Annotated in this window: 11 protein-coding genes; 7 read left to right on the top strand and 4 right to left on the bottom strand. The window is 28.3% G+C overall.

What is annotated here, in order from left to right; genetic code table 11:
• Nucleotides 1-185: 185 nt before the first annotated feature.
• Together Q0820_RS13895 and Q0820_RS13890 are read left to right on the top strand one after the other, a co-directional pair.
• Nucleotides 186-1,619, top strand: a complete 1,434-nt coding sequence (locus Q0820_RS13895; RefSeq protein WP_298488377.1) for an MBOAT family O-acyltransferase — start codon at nt 186-188, stop codon at nt 1,617-1,619.
• Between the two features lie 5 nt (nt 1,620-1,624).
• Nucleotides 1,625-2,665, top strand: coding sequence for a hypothetical protein (locus tag Q0820_RS13890; RefSeq protein WP_298488375.1), 1,041 nt, complete (start codon nt 1,625-1,627; stop codon nt 2,663-2,665).
• A 34-nt stretch (nt 2,666-2,699) separates the two neighbouring features.
• On the opposite strand, the gene Q0820_RS13885 is transcribed toward Q0820_RS13890, so the two are convergent.
• Together Q0820_RS13885 and Q0820_RS13880 are read right to left on the bottom strand one after the other, a co-directional pair.
• Entirely contained in the window at nt 2,700-3,980 is a 1,281-nt protein-coding gene (locus tag Q0820_RS13885) for a nucleotide sugar dehydrogenase (protein WP_298488636.1), read from the bottom strand.
• 4 nt (nt 3,981-3,984) lie between these two features.
• Entirely contained in the window at nt 3,985-5,313 is a 1,329-nt protein-coding gene (locus Q0820_RS13880) for a UDP-glucose/GDP-mannose dehydrogenase family protein (RefSeq protein WP_298488372.1), read from the bottom strand.
• A 686-nt stretch (nt 5,314-5,999) separates the two neighbouring features.
• Here Q0820_RS13880 and Q0820_RS13875 point away from each other — a divergent pair.
• The 4 genes from Q0820_RS13875 to Q0820_RS13860 are packed head-to-tail and all read left to right on the top strand — an operon-like array spanning nt 6,000 to nt 12,294.
• Entirely contained in the window at nt 6,000-7,130 is a 1,131-nt protein-coding gene (locus Q0820_RS13875; RefSeq protein ID WP_298488370.1) for a DegT/DnrJ/EryC1/StrS family aminotransferase, read from the top strand.
• Entirely contained in the window at nt 7,127-9,064 is a 1,938-nt protein-coding gene (locus Q0820_RS13870) for a nucleoside-diphosphate sugar epimerase/dehydratase (protein WP_298488368.1), read from the top strand. Before Q0820_RS13875 ends, Q0820_RS13870 begins: the two co-directional genes overlap by 4 nt.
• Nucleotides 9,065-9,106: 42 nt before the next feature.
• Complete coding sequence (locus Q0820_RS13865; protein WP_298488366.1) at nt 9,107-9,877, top strand: polysaccharide biosynthesis/export family protein; 771 nt, start codon at nt 9,107-9,109, stop codon at nt 9,875-9,877.
• Between the two features lie 41 nt (nt 9,878-9,918).
• Nucleotides 9,919-12,294, top strand: a complete 2,376-nt coding sequence (locus Q0820_RS13860) for a tyrosine-protein kinase family protein (protein ID WP_298488364.1) — start codon at nt 9,919-9,921, stop codon at nt 12,292-12,294.
• Nucleotides 12,295-12,352: 58 nt separating this feature from the next.
• On the opposite strand, the gene Q0820_RS13855 is transcribed toward Q0820_RS13860, so the two are convergent.
• On the bottom strand, nt 12,353-13,093 hold the full coding sequence (locus Q0820_RS13855) for a CpsB/CapC family capsule biosynthesis tyrosine phosphatase (RefSeq protein ID WP_298488362.1): 741 nt from the start codon (nt 13,091-13,093) through the stop codon (nt 12,353-12,355).
• A 57-nt stretch (nt 13,094-13,150) separates the two neighbouring features.
• Entirely contained in the window at nt 13,151-13,729 is a 579-nt protein-coding gene (locus Q0820_RS13850) for an alkylphosphonate utilization protein (protein ID WP_298488360.1), read from the bottom strand.
• A 198-nt stretch (nt 13,730-13,927) separates the two neighbouring features.
• Here Q0820_RS13850 and Q0820_RS13845 point away from each other — a divergent pair, with 198 nt between their 5' ends.
• A complete protein-coding gene (locus tag Q0820_RS13845; RefSeq protein WP_298488359.1) occupies nt 13,928-14,308 on the top strand; it encodes a pyruvate kinase in 381 nt (126 codons plus the stop codon).
• Nucleotides 14,309-14,521 lie beyond the last annotated feature (213 nt).

Below are 14,521 nucleotides of genomic sequence, written 5' to 3'. Positions count from 1 at the left end.
TAGGTCTTGTAGTATGTAATATCTTGGTAACAATTATTTTTAAAATAGTTTAATAGATATATCATAAATGCTAAAAAGTACGTTTATAGTAGTCGTGTTGCTATTTAAAAAGTAAGTTTGTAAAAAAAAATGCATGTTTTTAAATTGTAATTATTTAAATAAATATTCTAAATAAGTGATTTTTAATGTTATTTAACTCAATTGATTTTGCCATATTTTTACCATTGGTATTTATTTTATATTGGTTTGTTTTTAAAAAACTAAAAAGCCAAAATATATTAATGTTAATAGCTAGTTATGTATTTTACGGCTGGTGGGACTGGCGTTTTTTGTCATTAATTTTATTTAGTACAATATTAGATTACTCTATAGGTGTTTTATTGGCTAAAGAAAATAGCTTACTAAAAAGAAAAGTTTTATTATTTACAAGTTTAGGGGTTAATTTAGGATTTTTAGGCTTTTTTAAATATTATAATTTTTTTCTAGATAATTTTATAGCGGCATTTACTTTTTTTGGAGGTAATTTTACAGCAGAACCATTGCATATTATTTTACCAGTGGGTATCAGTTTTTATACTTTTCAGACTTTAAGTTATACAATTGATGTATATAAAAAAAACTTAGAACCTGCTAAAGATTTTATATCGTTTGCTACTTTTGTTAGCTTTTTTCCGCAATTAGTTGCTGGGCCTATAGAAAGAGCTTCTAATTTATTACCTCAATTTTATAAGAATAGAGTTTTCAATAAAGGACAGGCTTTAGATGGAATGCGACAAATTTTATGGGGGCTATTTAAAAAAATTGTAATAGCGGATCAGTGTGCAGAATATGCAAACTTAATTTTCAATAATTCGGAGTCTTATAATGGAGTTACTCTTGTGTTAGGAGCTTTATTTTTTACATTTCAAATTTATGGAGACTTTAGCGGTTATTCAGATATAGCCATTGGAGTTTCTAGGCTCTTTGGTTTTAATTTAATGCAAAACTTTGCATTTCCTTATTTTTCAAGAGATATAGCAGAGTTTTGGCGAAGATGGCATATTTCTCTTTCTACTTGGTTTAGAGATTATTTATATATACCACTAGGAGGTAGCAAAGGTGGTACAGGTATGAAAGTAAGAAATACATTTATAATATTTTTAGTGAGTGGTTTTTGGCATGGTGCAAACTGGACATTTATAGTATGGGGAGCTCTAAATGCTTTGTATTTTTTACCGCTACTACTTTTGAAAAAAAATAGAAGTAATATGGGAATTATTGCAGGAGATAAATTAATACCTTCTTTTTTAGAATTTAGAGGAATGTTCCTAACTTTTCTTTTAACAATGTTGTCTTGGATATTTTTTAGAGCAAATAATTTAACACATGCTCTTAGTTATATTAAAGGAATTTTTAATGAAACATTGTTTGAAAAACCACAGATTTTTCCAATAATAACTTTTATATACCTAATCTTTTTTCTAATACTAGAATGGCAAGGAAAAAGTAACCAATATGCTATACAAGAGACTTTTGCTAAAAATAATATATGGCTTAAATGGTCTTTTTATATGATTTTGCTGCTTTGCATTATTGGTAATGTTAGCAATGAACAAGATTTTATATATTTTCAATTTTAATAGATATGAAGAGTTTTCTTTTAAAAATATTAGCTTTTACTCTTTTTTTATTTAGTATTTGTTTATTACTGAGCGAAATAGAATTTTCTGATGATTTTTTAATTAACAGAACTAAAGATACTGCTTATGATAAAGTTGGTTGGAATTTAAGTAAAATTAAAAATTATAAAGAAGAAATAAAGGGTAGTAACATATTTTTTGGTTCATCATACGTTTTAAATGGCCTTTCGGACTCTGTTTTGAATACAAAAAAAATTAAATCTTTTAATTTTGCTGTACGGCACAATGGTAACGATTTAAGCCTGTTTTTTCTAAAAAAAATTGTACCATTACAGCCTAAAGAAGTGTTCTTTTTAAAGGGTAAAACAGGATTTAAGAATTTACATAAATTAGCTCCACTTCTGTATAAACCTTCTACTTTAGTAGGTGATGGCCAGGCAATAAATATTAGTTTTGTTAATTATTTATTTAAACGTACTAAATTAGCTTTAGAGTATATATTTTTTATTACAGAAAATAATCAAGAATTAAATTTATATAGTAGTGTTTATGGTATTGAATATGAAAACGAACCTTTTAAAGAAACTATTTTTAATGAGAAAAATATAGTTAAAAAATTACGTTTCGAAGATGAGGGATATAATTTACACAAAACAAATTACTTGTATAAGAAAGAGAAAACTGGAAATATTTTTTTAAATACAATAAAGACTTTTAAAAGAAAAGTTACAAGAGAATATTACCAAAGAAATAACTGGGTTAGTAATTGGAAGTCTCAAGAGAACTTTGTAAATAAGGCAAAGGAAATTTGTGAAGAAAATAACGTGCCTTTTTCGCAATTATATATGCCAGTAGTATCTGACGTTGTTTCTATAGAGAAAAGCGAAAATCCATTTTTTATTCCACTACATTCAGATGCAAAAAAGATATATGTTTTGGAATCGTATACTTTTTTGAAGAATAGACTGTATTGGGCAGATATGCACCATTTATCTAAAAAAGGTGCAATTGTGTTTACAAATAAGCTTGCTGAACAATTTAAGTAATATATCTAAAGTTATACTATAATAGGGTTTAAAGTTATAATCTTCCGTCTACTTTTATTGGAAGAATTCCTTTTACGTCATAGATAACCCCATTTTCATTTAACATAGACCTTATGTCTAGGGAAAGAAATTCATTATGAGCAACAGTTAATATTACGGCATCATATTTTTCTTTAGGTAATTTGTTTGTAATCGTAATTTGATGCTCTTTTTCTACTTCTTCAATAGAAGGCCATGGGTCATAAACAAATATGTTTGCATTATAACTCTTTAAGTTTTTAATAACAATAACAGACTGGGTATTTCTTACATCTGGGCAATTTTCTTTAAAAGTAATCCCAAGAATTAAAATATTACTTCCATTTACTTTTAAATTATTTTGTACCATTAACTTTATTATTTCAGATGCTACATAACTACCCATACCATCATTCATACGTCTACCTTCCAAAATTATTCCAGGATGATATCCATACTCTTGGGCTTTTTGTGCTAAATAATAAGGGTCTACGCCAATACAATGGCCACCAACTAATCCGGGTTTAAAAGGTAAGAAATTCCATTTAGTGCCAGCTGCTTCTAAAACATCTTGTGTATCAATATCCATTAGATTGAATATTTTAGCAAGTTCATTTACAAAAGCGATATTAATATCTCTTTGCGAATTTTCTATGACTTTTGAGGCTTCAGCTACCTTTATTGATGTTGCTAAGAAAGTTCCGGCCGTAATTACCGATTTATATAATGTGTCAATTTGTTGCGCTACTTCAGGAGTAGAGCCAGAAGTAACTTTTAGTATTTTTTCTACTGTATGCTGTTTATCTCCCGGGTTTATACGTTCCGGAGAGTAACCTACATAAAAATCTTGATTGTATTTTAAGCCACTAATTTTTTCTAATACAGGAACACATTCATCTTCTGTAACACCAGGATACACGGTAGATTCGTAAATCACCGTGTTTCCTTTTTTTAATACTTTGCCAACGGTTTCGCTGGATTTATGAAGTGGTGTTAATATAGGTCTATTGTTACGGTCTACTGGTGTAGGTACAGTAACAATATAATAATTGCAATCTTCTAAATGTTTACTAGTACTGGAACAATAAAGACCTTTCTCCATTTTTGGATTTTTTTGAAGTACAGCTTGTAATACACTATCTGCTACTTCTAAGGTTTTGTCGGTGCCGTCCTGTAATTCTTTTATTCTTTTTTCATTGGTATCAAAACCAACTACAGGATATTTTTCGGCAAACAACCTAGCTAAAGGTAATCCTACATAACCAAGGCCAATAATACCAATTTTTATATTTTTCAGATTTTTATTTTTTACCTATTTGGAAATATTCAAAACCAAGTTTTTTCATACGAATATCGTTATACTGGTTTCTTCCGTCAAATATAATAGGATTATTTAATTGTACCAATAATTCATCAAAATCTGGAGATCTAAATTCTTTCCATTCTGTTAAAAGAATCATTGCATCTGCGTTTTTTAAAGTTTCGTATTTAGAGTTCATATACGTAATTCCAGATACATCTTTTAAATAGAAGTGTTGTGCTTCATCCATTGCTTTTGGATCGTACGCGTTTATTTTTGCACCTCTTTTAACAAGTTCTTTAATGATATAGATAGCAGGAGCTTCTCTCATGTCATCTGTTTCTGGTTTGAATGATAATCCCCAAACAGAGAATGTTTTTCCAGTTAAATCTTCTCCAAATCTTGAAATTACTTTTTTAGCAATAACTAATTTTTGCTTGTCATTAACATCTTCTACAGAAGTAATTAATTTAGCAGTGTAACCATGTTCCTCTGCAGTTTTCTTTAATGCCTTAACATCTTTAGGGAAACAAGAACCACCATAGCCGCTACCAGGGTATATAAAACTATATCCAATTCTGCTATCAGAACCTATGCCGATACGTACTTTATTAACATCTGCTCCAACTAATTCACAAATATTTGAAATCTCATTCATAAATGAAATTTTTGTTGCTAACATTGCATTGGCAACATACTTTGTCATTTCAGCAGAACGAACATCCATTGTAATTACACGGTCAGCACTACTTCTAAAGAATGCAGAGTATAAAACTTTCATTTTTTCAGTAGCTTCTTCATTATCAGAGCCAATAACAACTCTGTCTGGTCTCATAAAGTCATTGATAGCGTCTCCTTCTTTTAGGAATTCAGGATTAGAAACCACATCAAAAGATAAATCTAAATTTCTCTTATCTAATTCTGTTTTAATAGTTTCTCTAACCTTATCTGCAGTTCCAACTGGTACTGTAGATTTATCTACAACAATTAAGCTGTGGCTCATGTTTTGGCCAATTTCTTTAGCCACTTGTAAAACATATTGTAAATCGGCAGACCCATCATCACCCATGGGGGTTCCAACAGCAATAAAAGCAACATCACATTTTTCTAAATTTTCAGATAATTTAGTGCTAAAACGTAATGTTTTATTTTCGTAATTACGAACAACCATAGATTCTAAACCTGGTTCGTAAATGGGAATAATTCCTTTTTCTAAATTTTCTATTTTCTTTTTGTCAACATCTATACAAGTTACAGTGTTACCCATTTCTGCAAAACACGTTCCACTTACAAGGCCAACATAGCCAGTTCCAATTACTGTTAAATTCATTATTTGTTGTTTTAATTTTAGGAGTATTTTCCCAAATTTTCTCTTCTAAGAGCTTTTGTTTATAGTTTGTTTAATTTATATTCTCTAATTAAAAAGATTAACGAGCTTAATGTAGTATTATTGTTTATTAGAATTAGTTTAAAATTTATTAAATATTACATTATTTGTAAATTCCAAATTAGACAAAATATTATAGTATAATTAGCTTTTAATTTTTGTAAAATTATAAATATGAAAGTAAAGTTTTAATTTTATCTATTAATATTATTTATGTTGTAAGGTTTTTCCGTTAAAGGGTTAAAATTTAGCCTTGTAGGGTTACTATGTACTTCTGAATTTTGTTTAAATAGAAAATTTAAAATTTGTTACTTATTAATCTTTATTTCCAACTAAAATATAGTGTTCTTTAGTAGAAAATAAAGCTTTTAGCATATTAACTATAAGCTTTTTATGATATAATTAATAAAATCATTAATTTAATACAGCTTTGTTAATTATAAGATAGTTAAAGGGTTTAAAAATAGGTTAACTTTTTCTTACAATACCCTTAACCGATTTTTTAAGAATATTTAACGATTTATGGTGGTTCTAGTCTTTTGTTATTTAAAATCATGGTAATTTTGTTTTTTATAATAATTGTTTAATTTTTGAGTTAGACTTAAACTAAAAACATTACTTCTATAATAATGAGTTTAAAAGAAGAGAAAATTTGGCTTTCATCTCCACACATAGGAGATACAGAGCAGTATTATGTAAAAGAAGCATTCGATACAAATTGGGTGGCTCCGTTAGGGCCTAATGTAAACGAGTTTGAAAATTCAATACAACAATATATAAATAACAATGTACATGTTGCTGCATTAAGTTCAGGAACAGCAGCAATACACTTAGCGTTACAAATTTTAGGGGTTTCTTTGGGAGACGAAGTTTTATGTCAAAGTTTTACTTTTTCTGCATCGGCAAACCCTATTATTTATTTAGGAGCTACTCCTGTTTTTATTGATAGCGAAGAGGATACTTGGAATATATCTCCAATATTATTAAGAGAAGCAATAGAAGATAGAATATTAAAAGGAAAAAAGCCAAAAGCAATTGTCGCTGTTCATTTGTACGGCATGCCATATAAGGTGAGAGAAATAAATGAAGTTGCTAAAGAATTTAATATCCCAATTGTAGAAGATAGTGCTGAAGCTTTAGGAAGTTCTTTTTATGGTGTAAAGTGTGGTAGTTTTGGAGATATTGGAATATTTTCTTTTAACGGGAACAAAATTATTACAACATCTGGAGGAGGAGCATTAATTACAAAGAAAAGTAATATTAAAGAAAAAGCTGTTTTCTTAGCAACACAAGCAAGAGATAATGAGCCACATTATGAGCATTCCAGTATTGGATTTAATTATAGGATGAGTAATATACTAGCAGGAATAGGACGAGGACAAATGCAAGTGCTAGATAGTCGCGTAGCTTCCAGAAGAGCTAATTATCAATTTTATTATGAAAACTTACAAAAATTTAGCGAAATAGAATTCTTAGATGAGCCAGAAAACTATTTTTCAAATAGATGGTTAAGTTGCATTTTAACTCCATCATTTGAAATAAGAGAGAAAATTAGATTAGCACTTTTAAAAGTAAATATAGAATCTAGGCCATTGTGGAAACCAATGCATTTACAACCAATTTTTATTAATAACCCAAGCTATACCAATGGTACATCTAATACCCTATTTGAAAGGGGACTTTGTTTACCAAGTGGGTCTAATTTAACTAAAAAAGATTTAGCTAGAGTGGTTAGTGTAATCAAAAAACAAATAAAATGATACAAAATATTTTAAGTAATAGTGTTACAAAATTTGCATCTAAATGGGTAGTTTTAGTTATAGATGTACTAACTGTTAGTATAGCATTTGTTTTAGCATATTGTATACGTTTTAATCTTTCTTTTGATTTTGAGATTAATAAACTATTAGTGCAATTACCAATTGTTACAATTATAGCGCTTATTTCTTTTCTTTTTATAGGGTCTTATAAAGGTGTAGTAAGGCATACAGGTGTACGCGATATATATAATATTTTTAATGCTATATGCTTGGCTAGTATATTAATGATATCAATGGTATTACTAAATAGAGAAGTTTCAATTTTAAATAACTTTACTATTCCACTTTCTATTATTATTATACACAGTTTACTAAGCTTTATTGGTTTAACAGCGTCAAGATTTATTTTTAAATCCTTGTATACCAATTTAATGATTAGGAATTTAAAAGTAACAAAAAATGTTATAATTTATGGAGCAGGCGAATCAGGTATATTAACTCATAATGCATTAACAAGTAGTTCTAAAGGAATTATAAGGGTTGTTGGTTATGTAGATAAAGATGACAAAAAATCTGGTAAGCATATAAATGGGGTTAAAGTTTATAATGAAAAAGAGTTAACAGAGAATTTTATACTAGAAAAAAATATCAATGAGGTAATTTTTTCTATGCAAAATATTAAATCAAAAAAATTACGAAAACTAGTAGAAGGTTTAGTAGATTTTCCTGTGCAAGTAAAAATTGTACCTCCAGTTGATGATTGGATAAATGGAGAACTAAAAGTTTCTCAAATTAAACAAGTACAGATAGAGGATTTATTAGATAGAGCACCTATTTCGATTAAAAACAGTAAAATTGAAAATGAACTAAAAGGTAAAACCGTTTTAGTTACAGGAGGCGCAGGCTCTATAGGAAGTGAAATTGTAAGACAAATATGTACTTACGATTACAAATCTTTGATAATTATAGATCAAGCAGAATCTGCTTTGTACGACTTGCAACAAGAATTAAAACAAAACGGATTTCATAATTTTGTGCCAATTGTTAGTGATGTTAGAGATAAAAATAGACTAAACAATATTTTTGACGAACATAAACCTAATATGGTTTTTCATGCTGCGGCCTATAAACATGTTCCTTTAATGGAGTATAATTCTTATGAGGCAATAAAAATTAATATTGCAGGAACAAAAACGGTAGCAGATTTATCTATTGCTCATAATGTAGAAAAATTTGTGTTTGTATCAACAGATAAAGCCGTAAACCCAACTAATGTAATGGGAGCAAGTAAGCGTATTGCAGAAATGTATATAAGTTGTATGCAGCAACAAAAGAAAACTAAATTTATAACTACTAGGTTTGGAAATGTTTTAGGCTCTAATGGTTCTGTAATTCCTTTATTTAGAAAACAAATTGAAAAAGGAGGGCCTTTAACTTTAACGCATAAAGATGTTACCAGATTTTTTATGACCATTCCGGAAGCTTCTCAACTTGTATTAGAAGCAGGTGCAATGGGAGAAGGAGGAGAGATATTTATTTTTGATATGGGAGAATCTGTTAAGATTTTTGACTTAGCTAAAAACATGATAAAACTATCTGGGTTAAACTACCCAGATGATATTGATATAAAAATTACAGGGCTTAGACCTGGAGAAAAATTATATGAAGAGTTATTAGCTAATGGGGAAAATACTTTGCCAACCTATCATAAAAAAATAAAAATTAGTAAAGTTAGAGACTTAAACTATGTAGATGTTCGTTCTCGTATTGATGAACTATGTATTACAAATATGTTTTTTAATGGTAATACTGTTAAATTAATGAAAAAAATAGTTCCTGAATATGTTTCTAATAACTCAGAATTATGTGAATTAGATGAAAAGAATAAAAACGAAAAATCAGATAAGTCCACATTAAAAATTGTACAATCATAAATTTTGATTAACCTTGTAAAATTATAAATAAACACTTTAATTATGACAATTAAGAATTTTTTAGCTCCTATTTTATTAGTTGCAGTAGTATTGTTTTTTGGATCATGTGGATCCAAAAAAGATGTAGTATATTTTCAAAATGCTAGTGACTACGAAACTATTGTTAGTGATAATTCACATACCAATAAATTTAAAATTGATGATGTTGTTAGTATAAACGTATCTACCTTAAACCCAGAAGCAAGTCTTCCTTTTAATTTATTTAAAGGTAGAGAAGAAAGTGGAGGAGGGCTACCGCAACAATTAGACTATATAATTGATAAAAATGGAGAAATAGATTTTCCAGTATTAGGATCTATAAAAATAGTTGGTTTATCTCCAGAGGAAACAAAAGAATTAATTAAAGACAAATTAAGTTTATACTTAAAAAATCCAATAGTTAATATAAGGTTGCAAAACTTTTCAGTTACTGTATTAGGAGAGGTTAATAGACCAGGAACTTATCCGGTAGCAGGAGAACAAATAACTATACTTGAAGCATTAGGTTTAGCAAATGACTTAACAATAAAAGGTATGAGGGATAATGTTTTGGTAATAAGAGATTTTAACGGAACTAAAGTTTATACAAGAGTTGATTTAACTAAAAAGGAAGCTTTAAACTCTCCAGTGTATTACCTTACACAAAATGATGTTGTTTATGTAGAGCCTAATAAATCTGCGGTTACTTCTTCTGCTTTGGATAATAGGGCTTCTATTGCGGTTTCTATAGCTTCTTTATTAATAACTTCTACAGTTTTAATTCTTACAAGATAATTCTAGTTAATTGTCAAATATTATAAACCTTAATAATAAGAATGAGTTCTCAAGAGTTTTCATCAGAAACATTAGATTTAAAAGAATTAATTGGAACATATACTAAAAAGTGGAAGTGGTTTTTACTTTCTGCTATTATTTGTTTAACACTAGCTTTTTTAAAGATTAGATATGCAACACCAGAATATGAAGCAAAAGCAAAGATTCAGGTTATAGAAGAAAAAGGCGCATCTTCAGAATTATCCGCATTTAGTGATTTAAGTATGCTAGGTGTTGGAGGTAAAAATAAAATTGAAGATGAAATTGAAATTTTAAATTCTAGATCCAATTTTATTGATGTTGTTAAAGAATTAAAATTAAATGTAAATGTTACTCATTTAGGAAATGTAAAAAGTACTGAGCTATATAATAATAGACCTTTTAATATAAATTTTATTGAGTCTGACTCTGTTATATATTCTTCTGGTTTCGAATTTTTTATTGAGCTATCATCGAATACCACTTTTGGGTATACTATTGAAGAGGATAGTCCTGTAAAAACATATTCTTTTGGAAAAAATATATCTACAGAAATTGGAGACATAGTTATAACACCTAACTTACCTTATTTTGAAAAACATAAAGGAAATAAGATAAGAGTAAATGTAAGTCCAGTTTTTGCAGTGGCAGAAGGGTATCAAGCAAAAATAATTATTGAACCAGCTACAGAATTATCCAATATTATAAATATTTCGTTATCGGATCCTATAAGCTCTAGAGGGGTAGATATTTTAAACTCATTAATTAATAATTACAATAAAAATGCTCTTGCAGATAAACAATTAATAGCAGACAAAACAGCTAAGTTTATTAATGATCGTATTACAAAAATATCTACAAACTTAACATCAGTGGATCAATCTGCACAAGATTTTAAAACAAGTAAAGGGGTAACAGATATTGCGAATGAAGCTAGTATAGCACTAAATGTAGGTGCTGCTAACAGACAAGAATTAGAGAATGCACGTACCCAATTAAATATAGCGTCTTCTATGAAAGATTATGTATCTGGAGAGAGTGGTTATGAGGTTTTACCTTCTAATGTTGGTCTTTCAGATCCTACTATTGCAAATACTACTGCAAAATATAATGAACTTATTTTAGAAAGAAATAGATTGTTAAAGAGTTCTAACGAACAAAATCCGATTATTGTAAATTTAGACCAGCAGTTAAATGGATTAAAAGAAAGTATGAAATCTAGTTTATCTGGAATGGAACGTAATCTAGGTTTACAGGTTAATAGTTTGTCTGGTCAAATGTCTAGAATTAATTCTAAAATTTACTCAGCACCTAAAAATGAAAGACAGTTAAGGGATATTACAAGACAACAACAAACTACAGAATCTCTTTATTTATATCTATTACAAAAAAGAGAAGAATCTCAAATTACAGCAGCGTCAAGTTCTCCCAAGTCTAAAGTTATAGATTATGGTTATCAAGCAGGAACCTTACCTGTTAGTCCTAAAATACCATTAATTTATTTTGCAGGCTTAGTTTTAGGAATCTTAATACCATTTTCTATAATTTATGTGCAAGAATTATTAGATAACAAAATTCATAGTAAAACAGGTTTAGAGAAATTAGTAAAAGGTGTGCCAGTTTTAGCAGAGCTGCCTAAACTTTCTAAAAAAGATGAGTTTTTAGTTAAAAAAGAAGACAGGTCAGTTTTAAGTGAATCTTTACGAATATTGCGTACTAATTTAGACTATCTTATAAATTCAAAGAAATCTGAAAAAAACAATGTGATTTTTGTAACTTCTAGTGTGCCAGGAGAAGGAAAAACTTTTCTTTCCTCTAATCTTACAATGATTTTGGCAAGTACCAATAAAAAAGTGTTATTAATTGGTGCAGATATTAGAAATCCAAAATTATATACATTTTTTAGTAATACTAAAGATGTAGATAAATTAGGAAAGCCTAGTAGAAATAAAGACGCTGGTTTAACAGAATTTCTTTATGACGATTCTTTATCCTCTAAAGATATAATTAATCCAATGTTAGTACACACAAGTACTATTGATGTAATTTATTCTGGAAAAATACCTCCAAATCCTGCGGAGTTATTAATGAAAGATAAAATGAAAAACCTATTAGAAGAAGTTTCTTTAAAATATGATTATGTAATTGTAGATACTGCTCCTTTAATGGTTGTTACAGACACTCTATTGCTTACAGATTATGCAGATCATATATTATATGTTACAAGAGCTGGTGTTACAGAAACTAAAGTTTTAGAATTTCCTTTAAAACTAAAAGAAGAAGGTAAATTAGATGGGTTATCTTTTATAGTTAATGATGTAAAAGAAGCAAACCTAGGCTATGGCGGAAAATACGGATATGGTTATGGGAAGAGTGTGAAAAAATGGTGGAAATTCTAATCTAAAAAATCAATAAAAAAAGTCCTCTAAATAAAAACTTATTTAGAGGACTTTTTATTTAATAAAAACTTTGTGTTGTTTTATTTATAATAGGTAGTATTTTATATAATTGTTTATTTGAAATTTTTATTTCTTTTAATTTTTTTAATTGTCGCATGTTGTGAATGTCTGATCCAGCATAATCAAATAAATCTTCGTTTAAAAGTTTGTATGCTGCTTGTTGCACTTCTTTACCATAGTAATTGCTTAAAGAAAGTAAATTAAGTTGAAACTTAATTCCTTGGTTTTTATACTTGTTATAAGTGTTAAATTTAGAGTGTAAGTACACATAACGTTCCGGGTGTGCAAGTATTGGAAATAAAGATTTTTCTTTAATTTTTTGAATAGCATTTTCAAAATTTATAGATGGTTGCAAATAAGACATTTCTACTAAAAGATAGTTTTTTTCTATAGGCATTATATCATTATTTAATAAAATAGTTTCAAAATTAGAATCTATCATATGTTCAGCAGAAATAGAAATAGAAACATCTTTAATATTATTATAGATAAGTCCATTCTTTAATTCTGCGTGAGATTTAGAAATACTTTCACGATTGTTTGGATAATAATTATACATTATATGCGGTGTTGCAATAAAATCAGTAACACCAAATTCAGAAAACCCTTTAATAAGTTCTATAGAATCTTTTACTGTTTTTGCTCCATCGTCAATCCCTGGTAAAATATGATTATGTATGTCTGTAAAGCCATTTAAATGGTCTATTAAATATTTTTTCTTTTCAAAAAAACTAAACATATAAATTGATCTTAGTTAGTATATTATTAAACGATTACAATAAAAAGATATTACAACTTATATCTTTTTTACATATTTTGTAATTATAACAATTTGTATGCCATTTACTTTTCCTTCAATAAATTCAGCATTTTCATGATCTAAAGAAACTCTACGAACTGCAGTGCCTCTTTTAGCAACCATACTAGATCCTTTTACAGGTAAATCTTTAATAAGAACAACACTATCCCCTGCGTTAATAACAACACCATTACTATCTCTGTGAATAACTTTGTCTTCTGGATCTTCTCCTTCACCTGTTGCTTGTGCCCAATTAAGCTCTTCTTCCTCTAAATACATCATATCTAATAAGTCTTGCGGCCAGCCTTCTTTTTTTAATCTTGAGAGCATTCTCCATGCAATAATTTTTACTCCAGAAACTTCACTCCACATACTGTCATTTAAACACCTCCAGTGATTTGCATCTGTAACTGCAGAATCTTCTATTTGTGTTATACATGTAGAACAAGCATGAATATTATCATTAATATTCCCTAATTTTTGAGGTGTAATTGCATAAACTTGTAAATTTTCAGATGAACTACATAATTCACAGTTGCTGCCAGACCTTTTATTTATTTCTCTCTCTAAAGACATTCCTAATTTTATTAGAATGCAAAAGTGCATTTATTTTAATAAAATAATTGAAATTATAATAAAATAAATATAATTGATTGATATTTTGTAGTTTATAAATTAATTATGTGCATACTATTTTGTTTATAAAATTAAATGAAAATAATGGCTAGAATGAGTAGTACATTTTATTTTTGAATGCTGTTTATTAAATAGATTATGGAAAAACTTAAAATAGGAGATAAAGTATATAATGTTAAAAGAGATGGTTTTGAAGACCTGGCAAGATATACTTTTTCCGTAGTTGAAAAGACAACGAAAACCCTTGCTATTTTAAAAAATGGAATACGTTTAAAAAATGATCCAAAAATGTCTTATATAATGGAAGATATTGGCTTTTCTGTTTATAGAGATTATGCTACACATTGGCATGTAGTTTCTTTAAAAGCTATACGAGAAGCTCAAATTGAAAATGAAAAAATAAAAGCTATAGATTGGTTTCAGGATAAAAAATTTACTATTGAAGAAAAGCAAATTATATACAAACAATTTTCAGAGTTAAATATATTAACCAATATTGAACCTAAAAAAAGTATATAGTCTTTTTTAGTACACTTGGTATATTATGTTTTACACATGGTTCCATTATACTAGGTAGGGTATTGCTATTTCAGTACGGGACAATTTATTAATAAAAAACGTCAAGCATATCACTTGGCGTTTTTCTTTTAAATCTTGTCCCGTCCTGAAATAGCGATACACTAAAATTTTAGTGTAATGAAAACACCCGTAAAGATTGGTTATGTAAAAAGA

This window comes from uncultured Maribacter sp. (genome assembly GCF_947495965.1).
Taxonomy (GTDB): domain Bacteria; phylum Bacteroidota; class Bacteroidia; order Flavobacteriales; family Flavobacteriaceae; genus Maribacter_B.
The sequence above is the reverse complement of the archived record's forward strand: the minus strand, read 5'-3'. Positions and strand labels throughout refer to the sequence as shown.